Origin of the sequence: Nakamurella sp. (assembly GCF_048594475.1) — a bacterium.
Classification (GTDB): Bacteria; Actinomycetota; Actinomycetes; order Mycobacteriales; family Nakamurellaceae; genus Nakamurella.
In genome coordinates this window covers 1-15912 of sequence record NZ_JBMDXT010000010.1, presented here as the reverse complement: position 1 = coordinate 15912, position 15912 = coordinate 1, and the positions used below count along the sequence as shown (strand labels likewise).

General features: G+C 74.5%; 18 protein-coding genes. 11 read left to right on the top strand and 7 right to left on the bottom strand.

Going from position 1 to position 15912, the window contains the following annotated elements:
* Positions 1-19 precede the first annotated feature (19 nt).
* From galT to ACOJUF_RS00395, 4 genes are all read left to right on the top strand, one after another.
* On the top strand, positions 20-1165 hold the full coding sequence (galT, locus tag ACOJUF_RS00410; protein ID WP_420119887.1) for a galactose-1-phosphate uridylyltransferase: 1146 nt from the start codon (positions 20-22) through the stop codon (positions 1163-1165).
* Positions 1162-2124: a UDP-glucose 4-epimerase GalE gene (gene galE / locus ACOJUF_RS00405; protein WP_420119886.1), complete on the top strand. Its 963-nt coding sequence runs from the start codon at positions 1162-1164 to the stop codon at positions 2122-2124. The genes galT and galE overlap by 4 nt, the downstream gene beginning before the upstream one ends.
* Entirely contained in the window at positions 2121-3278 is a 1158-nt protein-coding gene (galK, locus tag ACOJUF_RS00400; protein ID WP_420119885.1) for a galactokinase, read from the top strand. Before galE ends, galK begins: the two co-directional genes overlap by 4 nt.
* 151 nt (positions 3279-3429) lie before the next feature.
* Positions 3430-4095 carry a phosphatase PAP2 family protein gene (locus ACOJUF_RS00395; RefSeq protein ID WP_420119884.1) on the top strand — a complete coding sequence of 222 codons (666 nt, stop codon included), beginning with the start codon at positions 3430-3432 and terminating at the stop codon, positions 4093-4095.
* A 78-nt stretch (positions 4096-4173) separates the two neighbouring features.
* Here ACOJUF_RS00395 and ACOJUF_RS00390 read toward each other — a convergent pair whose 3' ends face one another.
* Both ACOJUF_RS00390 and ACOJUF_RS00385 read right to left on the bottom strand, forming a co-directional pair.
* On the bottom strand, positions 4174-5118 hold the full coding sequence (locus tag ACOJUF_RS00390; RefSeq protein WP_420119883.1) for a patatin-like phospholipase family protein: 945 nt from the start codon (positions 5116-5118) through the stop codon (positions 4174-4176).
* Positions 5119-5248: 130 nt separating this feature from the next.
* Entirely contained in the window at positions 5249-5686 is a 438-nt protein-coding gene (locus tag ACOJUF_RS00385; RefSeq protein ID WP_420119882.1) for a hypothetical protein, read from the bottom strand.
* Between the two features lie 225 nt (positions 5687-5911).
* Here ACOJUF_RS00385 and ACOJUF_RS00380 point away from each other — a divergent pair, with 225 nt between their 5' ends.
* From ACOJUF_RS00380 to ACOJUF_RS00360, 5 genes are all read left to right on the top strand, one after another.
* Positions 5912-6511 (top strand): hypothetical protein, encoded by a 600-nt coding sequence (locus tag ACOJUF_RS00380; protein ID WP_420119881.1) that lies wholly within the window; start codon positions 5912-5914, stop codon positions 6509-6511.
* A 135-nt stretch (positions 6512-6646) separates the two neighbouring features.
* Positions 6647-7051 carry an HPP family protein gene (locus ACOJUF_RS00375; protein ID WP_420119880.1) on the top strand — a complete coding sequence of 135 codons (405 nt, stop codon included), beginning with the start codon at positions 6647-6649 and terminating at the stop codon, positions 7049-7051.
* Between the two features lie 81 nt (positions 7052-7132).
* Positions 7133-7657 carry a flavodoxin domain-containing protein gene (locus ACOJUF_RS00370; protein ID WP_420119879.1) on the top strand — a complete coding sequence of 175 codons (525 nt, stop codon included), beginning with the start codon at positions 7133-7135 and terminating at the stop codon, positions 7655-7657.
* Positions 7658-7762: 105 nt separating this feature from the next.
* On the top strand, positions 7763-8827 hold the full coding sequence (locus ACOJUF_RS00365) for a zinc-dependent alcohol dehydrogenase (RefSeq protein ID WP_420119878.1): 1065 nt from the start codon (positions 7763-7765) through the stop codon (positions 8825-8827).
* Positions 8824-9729: a universal stress protein gene (locus ACOJUF_RS00360; RefSeq protein ID WP_420119877.1), complete on the top strand. Its 906-nt coding sequence runs from the start codon at positions 8824-8826 to the stop codon at positions 9727-9729. Before ACOJUF_RS00365 ends, ACOJUF_RS00360 begins: the two co-directional genes overlap by 4 nt.
* Before the next feature lie 28 nt (positions 9730-9757).
* Here the strand turns inward: ACOJUF_RS00360 and ACOJUF_RS00355 are convergent, their stop codons facing one another.
* From ACOJUF_RS00355 to ACOJUF_RS00340, 4 genes are read right to left on the bottom strand one after another with little or no spacing between them, the layout of a single operon-like run.
* Positions 9758-10879 carry a sulfate/molybdate ABC transporter ATP-binding protein gene (locus tag ACOJUF_RS00355; RefSeq protein WP_420119876.1) on the bottom strand — a complete coding sequence of 374 codons (1122 nt, stop codon included), beginning with the start codon at positions 10877-10879 and terminating at the stop codon, positions 9758-9760.
* Complete coding sequence (locus ACOJUF_RS00350; RefSeq protein ID WP_420119875.1) at positions 10876-11706, bottom strand: ABC transporter permease; 831 nt, start codon at positions 11704-11706, stop codon at positions 10876-10878. The genes ACOJUF_RS00355 and ACOJUF_RS00350 overlap by 4 nt, the downstream gene beginning before the upstream one ends.
* 10 nt (positions 11707-11716) lie before the next feature.
* Positions 11717-12565, bottom strand: a complete 849-nt coding sequence (gene modA / locus ACOJUF_RS00345) for a molybdate ABC transporter substrate-binding protein (RefSeq protein WP_420119874.1) — start codon at positions 12563-12565, stop codon at positions 11717-11719.
* Entirely contained in the window at positions 12562-12969 is a 408-nt protein-coding gene (locus ACOJUF_RS00340; protein WP_420119873.1) for a TOBE domain-containing protein, read from the bottom strand. Before ACOJUF_RS00340 ends, modA begins: the two co-directional genes overlap by 4 nt.
* Positions 12970-13136: 167 nt before the next feature.
* Here ACOJUF_RS00340 and ACOJUF_RS00335 point away from each other — a divergent pair, with 167 nt between their 5' ends.
* Positions 13137-14003 (top strand): TspO/MBR family protein, encoded by an 867-nt coding sequence (locus ACOJUF_RS00335; protein WP_420119872.1) that lies wholly within the window; start codon positions 13137-13139, stop codon positions 14001-14003.
* A gap of 17 nt (positions 14004-14020) precedes the next feature.
* Here the strand turns inward: ACOJUF_RS00335 and ACOJUF_RS00330 are convergent, their stop codons facing one another.
* The gene (locus ACOJUF_RS00330) at positions 14021-14218 is read right to left on the bottom strand and encodes a hypothetical protein (protein ID WP_420119871.1); all 198 of its coding nucleotides are present in this window, start codon (positions 14216-14218) and stop codon (positions 14021-14023) included.
* A 283-nt stretch (positions 14219-14501) separates the two neighbouring features.
* On the opposite strand from ACOJUF_RS00330, the gene ACOJUF_RS00325 reads away from it, so the two are divergent.
* Positions 14502-15845, top strand: coding sequence for a dicarboxylate/amino acid:cation symporter (locus tag ACOJUF_RS00325; protein ID WP_420119870.1), 1344 nt, complete (start codon positions 14502-14504; stop codon positions 15843-15845).
* Positions 15846-15912: the final 67 nt, after the last annotated feature.

Below are 15912 nucleotides of genomic sequence, written 5' to 3'. Positions count from 1 at the left end.
GTCCCGGAGGATGACACTCGTGACTTCCCCTTCCCCGTTCGCCCCGGTGACCCGGTCCGTCGCCCGGATGGCCGACGGCCGCGAACTGCTGTACTTCGACGAGACCGCGCACCCGGACCGGATCCTGGTCGACCCGCGAGACCTGCCCGAGGTCGTGCCCGGATCGCAGGTCCGGTACGACGCGCTGCTGGACGAATGGGTCGGCATCGCCGGGCACCGGCAGACGCGCACGTACCATCCGCCGGCGAACGCCTGCCCGCTGTGCCCGTCGACCGCGACCAATCAGAGCGAGATCCCCTCTCCGTCCTATGACGTCGTGGTCTTCGAGAATCGGTTCCCGTCGTTCGCCGGGACCGGGGAGATCGCCGCGATCAGCGACCCAGCGGCCGGGCTGTTCCAGACCCGGCCGGGCAATGGGCGATGCGAGGTCGTCTGCTTCACCTCCGACCACCACTGCGTGCTGTCGGCCCTGCCGCCGCGGCGGATGCGCACGGTCATCGAGGCGTGGGCGGATCGCACGGCCGCGTTGTCCGCCCAGGACGGTGTGGAGCAGGTCTTCTGCTTCGAGAACCGCGGCGTGGAGATCGGTGTCACTCTGGCTCACCCGCACGGCCAGATCTACGGCTACCCCTTCGCCACGCCGAAGACCGCCGCCGCGATCCGCTCGGCGCGGCACTACCGGGAACGGACCGGCGGCAACCTGTTCGCCGATCTGCTGGCCGGCGAGATCGCCGACGGATCCAGGATCGTCGCGCAGAACGAGCACTGGGTGGCGTTCGTGCCGTTCGCCGCCCGGTGGCCGGTCGAGGTCCACCTGTACCCGCGCGTGCAGGTCCGCGACCTCACCGGGTTGGACGACGCCCGGCGCGACGCCCTGGCCGTGCTGTACCTGGAGGTGATCCGGCGCATGGAGGGTCTGTTCGACGACTCCCTCCCGGCGATCACCGGGGTGCATCAGGCACCGGTCCACACCGATCCGCAGGACTACTGGCTGCATCTGGAGGTGCTCACCATCCGCCGGGCCGAGGGCAAGATCAAGTATCTGGCCGGGTCGGAGTCCGCGATGGGCGCCTTCGTCAACGACATCACCCCCGAGGCGGCCGCCCAGCGGCTGCGCGACGTGTGGGTACCCGGCACCGACACCGTGGGCGGGGTGGCCCGATGAAGGCGCTCGTCGTCGGTGGCGCCGGCTACATCGGATCCGTGGTCACCCGCCTGTTGCTGGTCCAGGGCCACCAGGTGGTCGTGCTGGACGACTGCTCCACCGGGCACGCCGACTCGGTGCCACCCGGTGCAACCTTGGTCCCGCGCGACATCACCGGCTGCGCCGACGTTCTGGCCGGCGGTGGATTCGATGCGGTGCTGCACTTCGCCGCCAGGTCACTGGTCGGCGAGTCCGTGGTCGAGCCGTCGCCGTACTGGCGGACGAACGTCACCGGCACCCGCGCCCTGCTGGACGCCATGGCCGAGCACGCAGTGCCCAGGTTGGTGTTCTCCTCGACCGCGGCCACCTACGGCGAACCCGAGACCGTGCCGATCACCGAGGATTCGCCGACCCGGCCGACCAACACGTACGGCGCCACCAAGCTGGCCGTCGACATGATGATTACCGGCGAGACCGTGGCCACGTCCCTGGCGGCGGTGTCCCTTCGCTACTTCAACGTCGCCGGCGCGGCGCTCGGGGCCGGCGAACGGCATGCGGTCGAGACCCACCTGATCCCCAACGCCCTCGGCGCGGTCGCCGGCACCAAGGACCCGCTGACGGTCTTCGGCGACGACTGGCCCACACCGGACGGCACCCCGATCCGGGATTACGTCCACGTGCTCGACCTCGCCCGGGCGCACGTGCTCGCGCTGACCGCGGCGGTCCCCGGCGAACACCTGATCTGCAACCTCGGCAACGGCGACGGCTACTCCGTCCGGCAGGTCCTGTCGGCCGTGGAGGAGGTCACCGGACGACCGGTCCCCCACTCGGTCGGCCCGCGCCGAGCCGGCGACCCCACCCGGCTGGTCGCCTCGGCCGACCGGGCCCGGCACCGGCTGGGCTGGACCCCGGAACTGACCCTGCACGACATGGTCGCCGACGCCTGGCACTTCCAGACCACCGGGAGCACCATCCGATGAGCGCCGGTAGCGCCGCCGAGCTGTTCCGCCGCACCTTCGGGCGGGACCCGGACGGCATCTTCTCCGCCCCGGGTCGGGTCAACCTGATCGGTGAGCACACCGACTACAACGGCGGCCTGGTGCTGCCGTTCGCCATCGACGCCCGAGCGCAGCTCGCGGCCGGTCGCGGCGACTCGTCCAAGGTCCGGATCGTGTCCGCCCAGAAGCCGGGCGAGGTCGTCACCGTGGCGCCGGCCGACATCGAACCGGGCGCACCGGCCGCCGCCGGCTGGCCCGGCTACCTGCTCGGCTCCTTCTGGGCCGTGCGGCAGACCGGCCGACCCCTCGAACCGCTCGACCTCGTCCTGGACTCCCAGGTACCGTCCGGCGCCGGCCTGTCGTCCTCCGCCGCGGTGGAATGCGCCACCGTGCTGGCGGTCTCGGCCCTGGCCGGGTACCGGTTCGACCCGCTGACCGTGGCTCGCCTGGCCCAGCGCGCGGAGAACGACTTCGTCGGCGTGCCCTGCGGACCGATGGACCAGACCGCCTCCGCGGCCGCCGCCGACGGCGCCGTCCTGCTCTTCGACACGCGCGCGGGCACCGTGGAGAACATCCCGTTCGACCCGGCGGCCCATGGCCTGGCGATCCTGGTGATCGACACCCGGGTCGCGCACTCCCTGGCCGACGGCGAGTACGGCCGGCGGCGGGCGTCCTGCGAGCGGGCCGCGGACGTCCTGGGCATCCGGCAACTGCGGGACGTCCCGTTCTCGGGTCTGCCTGCGGCCCTGGACCGGCTGCCCGACCCGGAGCTGCGTCGACGGGTCCGGCACGTGGTCACCGAGAACGAGCGGGTGGCCCGGACCGTCGCGCTGCTGCGGGCCGGCCGGATCGTCGAGATCGGTGATCTGCTCACGGCGTCCCATGCCTCCCTCCGCGACGACTACGACGTGTCCTGCCCCGAACTCGATCTGGCCGTCGACACGGCGCTGGCCGCCGGCGCCCTCGGGGCGCGGATGACCGGCGGCGGGTTCGGCGGCTCCGTCATCGCGCTGGTCCCGGCGGGCCGGATCGACACCGTCGGCGCGGCTGTCACCGCCGCCTTCGCCGACCACGGCTGGACCGCCCCGGTCCTGCGGTCGGTGACCCCGGCCCAGGGCGCGCGGCGGGACGCCTGACGATCGCCCGGTCGCCGTCGCGTACTCGGGCCGCGGCGGCGACCGGGGTCCACCCGCCGGCCGACGTCCGCGCACCACGCCTTGACCGGGCCGTCGCGATCCGCCAGGGTCATCACCCACAGCCGGTTTCCGGCAAGGAAGGGCTGGTGACATGTCCGAACGGCTCGACGAGAAGCAGCCGACGCCCGAGGACGCGTTGGCCCGAACCGTCGCGGCCCGCCGCGGCGACGAATCGGTCGTGGTCAGGGCGTTGCGGGAGCTCGGTGCGGTGGACCGGGCGGTGTACCGGGCGGTGGCGGACACACCCACCCCGGTACTGGACGGCCCGGTGCGTCGGTTGTCCACGGCAGCGAATCATTCCCGCCTGTGGCTCGGGCTGGCGGCGGTGATCGCTGCGCTCGGCGGTCGACGGGGGCGTCGGGCCGCGGTGGAAGGCGTGGTGGCGATCGGGGTCACGTCGGCCGCGGTGAACCTGGGCCTCAAACCGATCGCCCGGCGACGGCGCCCGACCCGCTCGTCGCCCTACGACGATCGATTCGTCGCCATGCCGGGGTCCACCTCGTTCCCGTCCGGTCACGCGGCGTCGGCGTTCGCGTTCGGGTATGCGGTGGGTCGCCACGTGCCGGGACTCGCGGTGCCGATCCGGCTGCTGGCCGGCGGGGTCGCCTACTCCCGGGTGCACACCGGGGTGCACTACCCGGGCGACGTCGTGATCGGCTCGGTCGTCGGCGCGGGCACGGCCGCCATGGTGGCGGGAGCCTTCGACCGGATCGGCGTGGTGGGGCGCGGGCAGGGACGGTCCGGCGACGGAGCCTGACCAACTCGACGGGCCCGACCCGCCCGCAGCCGACCGGGTACCCAAGGGGGTATCAAAACGGGTAGTCGGGAGTCGGCGTCACCAGCCCGCGACCCGGGCGGCCACCGCCCGGCCTCGGCGACGACCCGCGAGGGCCGCCGCCGGCCGCAGCGCCGGGTCCATCGCGTTCGCGCCGAACAGGTGCTCGTCCTCGGCGGCGGGAACGACGGTCTCGACCCGGCTGCCGCCGGCGCGCAGCTCGTCGACCTGGGTGGCCAGGTGCGTCCCCCACCGCTGCGGGGTCAGGGACCGGCCGCCGAACGGCGAGAGCACCAAAATCCGGCCGCATCCGGCGGCCAGGTCGGCGTTCTCGGCGTTCGCCCGGAATCCCCCGTCGAGGTACCAGCGTCCGGCGACCGGGTAGGGCAGCCCGCTGGCACAGCTGGCGGCGACCGCATCCACCAGGTCGATCCCGCTACGCCGGTCGAAGACGATCGGCTCGCCGGTCAGCGCGTCGACCGCGGTGATCAGGACGGCCCGCTCGGGCCACCGGGCGGCGGGCAGCCGGGCCTCCACCGTCGCCCGCCAGCGAGCCGGCCACGAACCGTCGGTGGCGGCCATCCGCTCCAGGGCTGCGGCCCCGAGCCGGCGGCGCAGGTCGGCCTGGTCGCGGGCGGCGGCGATGGTCGCGCGCAACCGGTCCAGCTGATCGGCCACCGGACGCGCGGTGGCGGCCGCGGCCCCGGCTCCGGCCGGCGGGCGGGCGTCGAGCGCGGCCGCGAGCAGTTCGGCGGCCGGCCGTCCGGCCAGCTGGGCGGCAGCGGTGGCGCCGGCCGAGGTGCCGACGGTGAGGTCGGCGGTCGTGACGTCGATACCGGCCTCGGCGAGGCCGGCGACCACGCCGATCAACCACGCGTTGCCGGTCGATCCGCCGCCGCCCAGGACCAGTGCCCGCCGGTCCGGACCGCCGTCCGGCCCAGGAGCGCCGGGCAACGGGACCAGCGGATCGGGAGACGACGAGCGCAACGATGGTGAGAGGGGCATGGTGGGAGGGCCTTCCACTCGGAATCCGGTGGGCGCTCCCGGGGGGCTCAGGCCCCGCGCGCGATCGTGGTCGACGGCGGAGCGCCCATGGCGATGACTGCGGTCATGGGTCCCACCTCCCGTCGTCCGGTCACGATCGAGCGAAACCTAGCACGCGCCCGTGGACCACGCCCGCGAGTATCAGCACCGCGATCCCGCACGCCAGCATGATCGGTTGCAGCACGAAGTAGCGCTGGACGATCAACCACTGCGCGACGATCCACCCGATCTGCGCGCTGCCGGCGAGCGCGGATGCGGCGAACGCCCACGATCGGCGCGCGATCTCGGCGGAGGCGGCCGTGGCCATCGGGAGCGCCACGATGAGCAGCAGCAGGATGCCCGGCCACAGCCACGTCGCGAACGGGGTGCGCGCCAGCCATTCCGGGAGCATGCCGATCGCATTGTCGGCGATCAGGCCGACGCCGCCGTAGACGGCACCGACGGCGACGAACACCTCGATGCCGATCAGCGCGACGCGCAGGGCGGGACGGGCCGTGACGCGACCCGGCCCGGTGGTCGGGGTACTCATGAGAACCTCCTGTCCGGACGGGCTCGGAACAATGTCAGCCCATCACCGCGGCGTCCCGATCGGCAGGACCGGACGGGGCGGTCCGACCGGGCCGAAGGTCCCACGGCGGCGAACGGGACCTTGTTCCCTCCCGGCCGCCGCCCCGCCGCGAGCACAGTGGAGCCGGAGTCGCCCGACCCGTCGCCGGGCCGCCGCGGCCACACCTCGACGATTCCCGGAGGGGCCATGAACACCGGTCAGGGTCGACCAGCGCATCGTGCGCCGCTGTTCCTGCGGATCTGGGGCAGTCCCCTGGCCCGTGGCTCGGACCGGGCCGAGGCCGTGCTCGTCGCCGGTCTGGTCGTCGTCTGGTTGCTGACCATCCCGTTCATCGCCACGATCGCCAGCGCGGAGTGGCCCGGCGTGCAGGCCAGGGTGGTCGGCGTCCAGCAGGCGCAGACGGCCGTCGGGGCGACCCTGGTCACGGACGCCGACCTGGCCACCGTCGACGCGCACTCGTACAGCGTCGTGCAGCCCATGGCGAGCGCGACCTGGACCGGCCGGGACGGCCGACCCGCCGGCGGATCGATCGTGGTCCGGATCGGCGCCCGGGCCGGCGACCAGCAGACCATCTGGCTCGACGAGCAGGGCCGGGTGGCCGACCCGCCGATGAGCACCCGGACCGCGGCCGGACTGCTCGTCCTGGTCGCGGCGGGCGCCTGGCTGATGCTGGGCATCCTGTTCCTGGCGATCCGCCGGACGGCCGGGTGGAGCCTGGACCGGCGCCGGCACCGTTCATGGGAGGACGAGTGGGCCCGGTTCGATGCCGGCTCCCGCTCGAGTTGAGGCCCGGCTCCGGCCCACCCCGGCCGGGGACCTTCGGCCCTGGGCGCGGGCGGGCGCCGGCCGCACGATGGAGACGGGTGCGATGCGGCGCCCGGACGGCGCCCGGCCGCACCCCGCCAGGGAGCAGGTACCGTCATGTTGATCCGCGACCTCATGTCCAGCCCGGCCGTCACCATCAGCTGGGCCAGCAGTGTCGAGCACGCCGCGTCGGTCCTGCGCAGCCGCGGATTCACCGCCCTCCCGGTGATCGACGAGGACGGCCATCTCGTCGGGATCGTCAGTGAGGCCGACGTTCTCGACGGGCGGGTGCCGGCGGATCCGCGCCGCCGCGGGCCGTCCGCGCCGGGCCGGCCCGGACGGCCCGGCGGCACCGTGGCCGACGTGATGACCACCCCGGTCGAGTCGCTCACGCCCGGCGCGGACGCCGCCGACGCGGCCGAGATCATGCTCGACGAGGGGATCCGGTGCCTGCCGGTCGTCGATGGTCACGCCGTCGTCGGCGTGATCACCCGGCGCGATCTGCTCGGCGCCATCAGCTGACCCGTCCATCGCCCGGACGGCCCGGCAGGCCGCCGGCCCGGGCCCGTTCACCGGCCTGCCGCAGGATCGAGGCGAGGAAGAATGTCCAGGACGCTGGTCGCGTACGCCGGCCGGATGGGTGGAACCGAGGGGATCGCCCGGGCCGTCGCCGACGAAATACGGCGCGCCGGAATCGATGTCGATCTCCGGCCGGCGGCCCAGGTGCGGTCGGTCACGGAGTATGACGCCGTGGTGCTCGGCAGCGCCGTCTACGCCGGGCGCTGGCAGCGGCCGGCCCGGGATCTGCTCAAGCGGCTGGTCGCGAACCGGCACCTGGCCGACCCGATGCGGGTCTGGCTCTTCCACAGCGGCCCGCTCGGCGCCGATCGGGCCGCGGACGAGATCCCGGCCCCGTCGCGGGTGGCGGCCTACGCCATCACCCTGGGCGCCGACCAGCCGACGACGTTCGGTGGGCGGCTGGAGCCGGCGACGGCCAAGGGCTTCCTCGCCCGCCGCATGGCCGCGGGCGACATGGCCGGTGATTTCCGGGACTTCGACCGGATCACCGCCTGGGCCGCCGCGATCGCCGCCCAGCTCCGCGGATCGACGGCCGGCGCCGCCTCCTGATCGCCGGGCCACCGGTCCGCCGGATCCCTCACCCGACCTCTGCCACTGCCACAGCCACAGCCACAGCCACAGCCACAGCCATTGCCACCGGAAAGGAACGAGATCGTGCGTGCCGCCGTCGTCACCGCTTTCGATCGACCGATCGAGGTTGCGGACCGGCCCATCCCGGCCCCTGGCCCGGGTCAGGTGCTGGTCCGGATCGAGACCTGCGGTCTGTGCCACACCGACATCCACGCCGCGCGCGGGGACTGGCCGGTCCCCCCGGCGCTGCCCTTCGTCCCCGGGCACGAGGGCGTCGGCCGGATCGAGATGGTCGGTCCGGGGGTGGACGGCCACCGGATCGGGGAGCGTGTGGCCCTGGCCTGGTTGGGGTCGGCCTGCGGGGCCTGCCGCTACTGCGTGTCCGGCCGCGAAACCCTGTGCGAGGCCCAGCGCAACACCGGGTACTCGGTCGACGGCGCGTTCGCCGAGTTCGCCGTGGCCGACGCCCGTTACGCCGTGCCCGTGCCCGACGCGGTCAGCTCCCTCGATGCCGCCCCGCTCACCTGCGCCGGGGTGACCACCTACGCGGCGGTCAAGGCGGCCCGGGTGGTGCCGGCGGAGCGGGTGGCCGTCTTCGGCGTCGGCGGCCTGGGCCACCTAGCGGTGCAGTACGCGCGGCTGGTCGGCGGTGAGGTGATCGCCGTCGACGTCTCCGACGAGAAGCTCCGCATGGCCGCCGAACTGGGCGCCGACCACACGGTGAACGCGGCCCGGCACGACCCGGTCGCGGCCATCCGGGCGCTGGGCGGTGCGGACGTGGCCCTCGTGCTCGCCGTGGCACCCGCCGTCCTGGGCCAGTCGTTCGCCGCGCTCAACCGGGGCGGCCGCCTGGTCCTGGTGGCATTGCCGGCCGGTGGCGAACTGGTGCTGCCCGTCTTCGACACCGTCATCAAGGGGATCTCGGTGATCGGGTCGATCGTCGGCACCCGGGAGGACCTCGCCGAGGTGTTCCGCCTGCACGCGTTGGCCCGGACCACGGTGATCGCCCGCACCCGGCGGATCGAGGACGTCGAGCAGGCGATGCAGGACGTCCTGACCGGCACCGTCCCGGCACGGTTGGTGTTCGACCTGCGTTCGGAGGGCACCCGCACCGCCGCGGCGGCCCGGCGCGAGCCGGCCGTGCGATGAGCGCGCCCCGATCCGCGCGGGTGGTGGTCGGCATCGACGGCTCACCCGCCTCCGTGGTGGCCACCCAGTGGGCCGCCCGCCAGGCCGCCCGGCGGGGTGCCGACCTGCTGGTCCTGTCGGCCCACCGCCCGCCCGCGGTCGGCCTGCCCCCGGCCGCCCTGCCCGGCGAGGACCGCGACGGGCACCCGCGGGCCGGCCGGGAACTGGTCGACCTGGTGACCCGGCGCCTGCGGCGTCGCCACCCGGACCTGCGGGTCGAGGGCGCCGTCGAGCACCGGGACCCGCGGATCGCCCTGCTCGAGGCCGGCCGAGGTGCCGAGCTGACCGTCCTGGGCAACCGGGGAACCGGCCGGCTGCCCGAGGCCCTGGGCGGATCGGTGGCGCTCTACGTCACCGCCCACGCGGTCACCCCGGTCGCCGTCGTGCCGCGCCGTCCCGCCCCGGCCGACGGGCCGGTCGTCGTGGGGGTCGACCCGGCCGGCACCGGCCAGGCCGCCGTCGACGTCGCCTTCGACGAGGCGGCCCGCCGCGGCGCCGCGCTGGTGGCGGTGCTCGCCGGGGATCGCGTCGTCGGCCACCAGGGCTTCGCCCGTCGCCCGGTCCGGCCGCTGCCGGCCGAGATCGAGTCGGAGGAGGCGCTGCTGGCGGAGCAGCTCGCCGGGTGGGCGGAGAAGTACCCCGACGTGGTGGTGCATCGGGTGCTGCTCGACGGCCGGCCGGCGCACTGCCTGGCCCACGTCGCCGAGCTGACCGGTTTCCCCCGCCCGCAACTCACCGTCGTCGGCAGCCGCGGCCGGGGACCCCTGGCCGGCCTGCTGCTCGGCTCCACCGGTCACGACCTGATCGGCTCGGCATCCGGACCGGTGCTGGTGGTGCCGCCGGACGCCGATCGCCGGCACTGACCCGGCGGGGTGTCCCGGTTGACCCGGTTCAGCGCCCGTCGCGGGCGGCCGGGGCCGCGGCGTGGATCGTGACCTCGGTCGCCTTGACCGCACAGAACACCGACGAGCCCGGCTGCAGGCCCAGATCCGCCGCGGCCGCGAGGGTCACGTCGGCCAGCAGCCCGCCGGCGCCCGGCACGGGGGCGGTGTGCAGCCGGACGACGTCCCCGCGGGGCTCCAGCTCGGTCAGGGTGACGGGCAGGTGGTTGCGCGGGCTGCCGCCCGGATCGGTCAGGTGCACGGCGACCGCCGACGGCCGGAAGACGGCGACCGCGTCGTCCCCCGGCCGGCACCCCGGGTCCACCAGGCCGGCGATCCGGGTGCCGGCGGGCGTCACCAGCGACCCGCCCTGAGCCACCCCGGCGATCAGGTTCACGCCGGCGATGCGGGCGGTGAAGGCCGACCGGGGCCGGATCAGCACCGTCCGGGTCGGACCGTCCTCGACGACCGACCCCGATTCCAGGACCACGACCCGGTCGGCCAGCGACAGCACGTCGATCAGGTCGTGGGTCACCAGCAGCGCGGTCCGGCCGGACTCCCGCAGCACCCGGCGCAGCAGGGTGCGCACCGCCGGCGCGACCGCGACGTCGAGGGCGGCCATCGGTTCGTCCAGCAACAGGACCGCCGGGTCGGCGGCCAGCGCCCGGGCGATCGCGACCCGCTGCGCCTGCCCGCCGGACAGCTCGGCAGGGGTCCGGGCAGCGAACTCGGCGGCGTCGACGGCGGCCAGCCACCGGTCCGCGGCCGCCCGGGCCGCCGACCGCCCGGCGCCCCGGCTGCGCGGCCCGAAGGCGACGTTCTCCGCGACCGTCAGGTGCGGGAACAGCAGGGCCTGCTGGGCCAGCAACACGACCCGGCGCCGGTGCGGCGGCACCCAGACCCCGGCCGCGGTGTCGACGAGAACCCGCCCGTCCAGACGGATCCGGCCGGTGTCCGGGGGGAGCAGGCCGGCCAGCAGGGCCAACAGCGTCGATTTGCCGGCCCCGTTCGCCCCCAGCACGGCGACGACCTCGCCCGGCGCCACCTGCAGCCGCAGATCGGTGCCTCGCTCGGCCACGGTGGCCGCCAGCTCCACCGCGCCCTCCCCCGCGGCCGCCCGCGATCCGGTCACGAGGCCGCCCCACCGCCGCGCCGGCGGGTGGCCAGCACGATCAGCACCGCGACGACCACCAGCACCAGGGACAGCGCGACCGCGGCGTCGGCGTCGGTCTCCCGCTGCAGGTAGATCTCCAGCGGCAGGGTCCGGGTGACCCCCTGCAGGCTGCCGGCGAAGGTGAGCGTGGCACCGAACTCGCCCAGCGCGCGGGCGAATGCGAGCACCGCCCCGGAGAACAGGCCGGGCAGGACCAGCGGGATCGTGACCCGCCGCAGCACCGTCGTCGGGCTCGCCCCGAGCGTGGCGGCGACCGCCTCGTACCGCCGCCCGGCGGTCCGCAGCGAGCCCTCGAGCGACAGCACGAGAAACGGGAGGGCGACGAAGGTCTGGGCGATCACGACCGCGGTCGTGGTGAAGGCGATCCGGATCCCGAAGGCCTCAAGGGACGACCCGACCAGGCCGAGCCGGCCGTAGGTGTAGATCAGCGCGATCCCGCCGACCACCGGCGGCAGGACCAGCGGAAGCAGCACCAGGGACCGGGCCAGCCGCAGCCCGGGGAACCGGGCGCGGGCGAGCACCAGGGCCATCGGCGTGCCCAGCAGCACGCACAGGACCGTGCTCGCGGTGGAGGTCCGCAGGCTCAGCCACAGGGCGTCCAGGGACGACTCGGAGGTGACCAGCGTCCAGAACCGGGACCACTGGACCCGGGCCAGCATCGCGACCAGCGGCAGGACGACGAACAGGCCACCCAGTGCGGCCGGCGCGAACACCCAGGCGGGCAGGCCCGATCCGGCGGACGTCCGGCGCCGAAGCCGGGCCGGCGCCGGCCCGCCGCCGGTCACGGGGCGTCCGTCACCCGGCCGGCCGGAAGCCGGCGTCGGAGAGGATCCGCTGCCCGTCGGGCCCGGTGACCAGCTCGACGAACGCGGCCGCCAAATCCGGCTGGGCGGCGCCCGCGACCCGGGCGATCGGATACGGGTTCACCACCGAGGCGGCCTCCGGGAAGGGCACCACGGCGACCTTGTCCCCCGCGACCGTCGCGTCCGTCACGTACACCAGACCGGCGTCGGCCTGCCCGGTGGTCACCTTGTTCAGCACGTCGGTCACCGACGATTCCTCGCTGACCGGGGTGAGCGTGACCCCGGTGCTCTGCTCGAGCGTCCGGGTGGCCGCCCCGCACGGCACCTGCGGGGCGCAGACCACCACCTGCCGGCCGGCCGTGGCCAGGTCCGCGAACCCGGTGATGCCCTTCGGGTTTCCGGGTGCGGTCACGATCGTCAGGGTGTTGCCGGCGAAGTCGACCGGGGCGCCGTCGATGACGCCGCCGTCCACGGCCCTGGCCATGGTGCTCCGGTCGGCCGTCGCGACGACGTCGGCGGGGGCCCCGCTGGTCAGCTGCGTGACCAGGTCCGAGGACCCGGCGAAGTTGAACGTGACCGAGGCGCCCGGATGCTGCTCCTGGAATGTCCGCCCGATCTCGGTGAACGTCGACTTCAGCGACGCCGCCGCGAACACGGTCAGGGTGCCGGCCGCCTCCGGGGCCGCCGATGCGGACGCCGGACCGGAGCCGGACGCGGGGGGGCCGGTCGTGGTCGGGATGGTGCTCCCCGCACTGCACGCCGCCATCGCCAGCACGGCACCGAGGGCGACGAGCACGCCGGCGACCCGGCGGCCCGGGCGCCGGGCGGGTGGGCGACTCATGACTGTCCTGCCGGGGGCTCGACGCTCACCGTGGTCGCCTTGACCCCGGCCACGGCCCGCCGGCCGGGCTGCAGCTCCAGGTCGCGGGCGGCCTCGCTGCTCATCAGCGAGACCACGGTGTGCGGACCGCACTGCAGTTCGACCTGCGCCATCACGCCGTCCATGACCACCCGGGTGACCAGGCCGACGAAACGGTTCCGGGCGGACCTGGACACCCCCGACGGGTCGGGGGCGGGCGTTGCGGCGTGCCGCCGGGAGAATTCGGCCAGCGCCACCCCGTCGATCACCTTCCGTCCGGACTCGTTCCTGGTCGCCGGCAGGCTGCCGGCGTCGACCCACCGCCGGACGGTGTCGTCACTCACGCCCAGTAGCCGGGCCGCATCGCGGATCAGGAAATGCGTCACGGGAGAAACAATAGCGCCGCATTCACGGGTCCCGGTAGCAGCTAGGACCGCAGTTGCGGGTACTGATCTCTGTCCTGCTGCCGCGGCGCCGCCGGATCCGCCGAGTCGACCGGCGCGGACGGGTAACAGTGGAGGGGAAGCATCCGCCGACCCGAGGAGCGATCACCGTGCCGGAGTCCCCGTCCACCATCCCGTCGCCGCCCGTCCCCGGGCCGGTGGCACCGGCCCGGGCCACCGGGTCCGACGTCGCCCGCGCCACCTTCGTGACGGTCAGCGAGATCGCCTGTGTGGCCGGCAGCCTGCTCGGCGCCGGGATCTTCGGCGGGCCCCCGGTGGCCCAGTCGGCCGGCGGAGCCCTGTCGGCCGAGGCGACCCTGCTGGCGCCGGCCGGTCCCGCCTTCGCCATCTGGTCCGTCATCTACCTCGGCCTGGCCGTCTACACGGTCCTGCAGTGGCTGCCGGGACGGCTCGCGTCCGGGTTGCACCGGCGCATCGGCTGGTGGGTCGGCGCGTCGATGCTGCTCAACGCGGGTTGGCTGCTGGTGGTGCGGGCGGGCTGGCTGCCGGTCAGCGTCGTCGTCATCCTGGCGCTGGCCCTCGTGCTGGGCGTGATCGTCCGGCAGCGGGCGGCGGCCGGACCGGTCCCGCGGGCCGACGCGGTCATCGTGGACGGCACGATCGGCCTCTACGTCGGCTGGGTCAGCGTGGCGACGTGCGCCAACGTCACCGCCTGGCTGGTGGCGGCGGGTGTCCAGCCCGGCCCGGCGCTCGCACAGACCGCCGCGGTGCTGGTCCTGGTCGTCGCGTTGGGGATCGGGCTCGCGCTGCTGCGCGTGAGCCGCGGCAACCCCGCCATCGCGCTCGCCATGATCTGGGGCATCGCGTGGATCGCCGTCGGCCGGCTGACCGCGGCGCCCTCGTCGGTCGTCACCGGGGTCGCCGCCGCCCTCGTCGCCACCGCCCTGCTGGTCGCGGCCGTCGTCGCTCTCGCCCGCCGGCCCCGGCACCGGCTCGGTGGGCCGGCGGCCGCCTGATCCGATCCCGCGCCGGATCAGGGACGGGGTCGAGGATCGGCCGTGCCGTCCACCACGTCGCCGGGTCGCAGGCGCTGGAGCAGGTCGGCGACCCGGCGGCGGTTCGCCGGGTCCGCGGCCTGCCGTTTGACCTCCTCGATCAGCCGCTGCCCGGCCGGGCTGCGCAGGAACGAATACACGGTGGCCGCCGCGCCGAGCTTGCCCAGAACCTTCATCGTTGCCCCTCTTCGCCTGTCGCCGTCGGTGCCTGAGGTACCCCCGTTCCCGGCCGGGCAATCCGGCCGGCGGGCCCTGCGGCGGCCGGGCGGCGTGGCGGAGCGCACACCGATCGGGGAATGTCCGGGCCGGCCGACCGGTTGCCTCGAGTGACGCTCCCAGCACTTTCCGGGTGCGTTCCCAGCCGTTCATCACCGAGCGGCATCGGCACGGACCCGCAGCGACGTGCCGACCCACCGGCAGTGTCGAAGGCGGTTCATCACGGTGTCCATTTTGTTAGCAGTGCGTAAGTCGGCCCGTCGGGTCCCATTCTGGCTGCAGACCGTCATCGGTCTGGTGGTCGGTGTCGGCCTGGGCCTGATCGCCCGGGTCTACGACGTGGGCTGGCTGGACGGCGCGCTCAACCAAATCGGTTCGATCTTCGTCACCCTGCTCCGCGCGGTGGTCGTGCCGCTCATCCTGCTCGCCCTGATCGTCTCGATCTCGCGCCTGGGCGCGGTGGCCAACGCCGCCCGGTTGGCCGTGCAGACGGTGGTGTGGTTCGCCATCACCGCGCTGATCGCGGTCACCATCGGGCTCGTGCTGGGCACCGTCACCAGCCCGGGGACCGGCACCGGGCTGTCGACCGCGGGGGCCGAGTACGCCGGACGCACCGGCGGCTGGACCGATTTCCTGACCGGCTTGGTGCCCGCGAACTTCCTGGGCCTGCAGGCCTCCACGACCGTTGCGGCGAGCGGGACGGCGACCACCGCGGTGTCCTTCAACGTGCTGCAACTGGTCGTCATCGGCATCGTCCTCGGTGCCGCCGCGCTCAAGGCGGGCGCGAAGGCGGAACCGTTCGTCCGCGTCGCCGACGCCGGCCTGAGCGTGGTCCAGACCGTCCTCTGGTGGATCATCCGGCTGGCCCCCATCGGCTCGGGCGCCCTCATCGGGCATGCGGTGGCCGCCTACGGCTGGGACCTGGTCGCTCCGCTGGCCGTCTTCACCGTCGACGTCTACGTCGGCTGCCTGATCGTGCTGTTCGCGGTCTACCCGCTGCTGCTCAAGCTGCATGGGTTGTCCCCGCGGGCGTTCCTGGCCGGCGCCTGGCCGGCGATCACGCTGGGGTTCGTCTCCCGCTCCTCCGTCGGCACCATGCCGGTGACCCAGCAGGTGACGATCACCAACCTCGGGGTGCCGCGCGAATATGCCAGTTTCGCGGTGCCGCTGGGCGCGACCACCAAGATGGACGGTTGCGCGGCGATCTACCCGGCGCTGGCCGCGATCTTCGTCGCCCAGGTCTTCGGCGTTCCCCTCTCGATCACCGACTACCTGCTCATCGCGTTCGTCTCGGTCGTCGGGTCGGCGGCGACCGCCGGGCTGACCGGCGCGGTCGTGATGCTCACGTTGACCCTGTCCACCCTCGGGCTCCCGCTCGCCGGGGTCGGCCTGCTGCTGGCCATCGACCCGATCCTGGACATGATGCGCACCGCCACCAACGTCGCCGGCCAGGCGCTCGTCCCGGTCATCGTGGCCAAGCGGCAGGGCATCCTGGACCTCGACCGGTACCGCGGCCCGAACGGCGACGGCCTGCCGGAGCCGGAGAACGAGGACCGGGAACTCGCCCCCGCCGGCCGGGCCGTCTGACGCGAACCGCCCCGGCCGCGGGGGCGGGCGGGCCCCCCCCCCCGCGCGGCGGGCCCCGCCGAAGGAC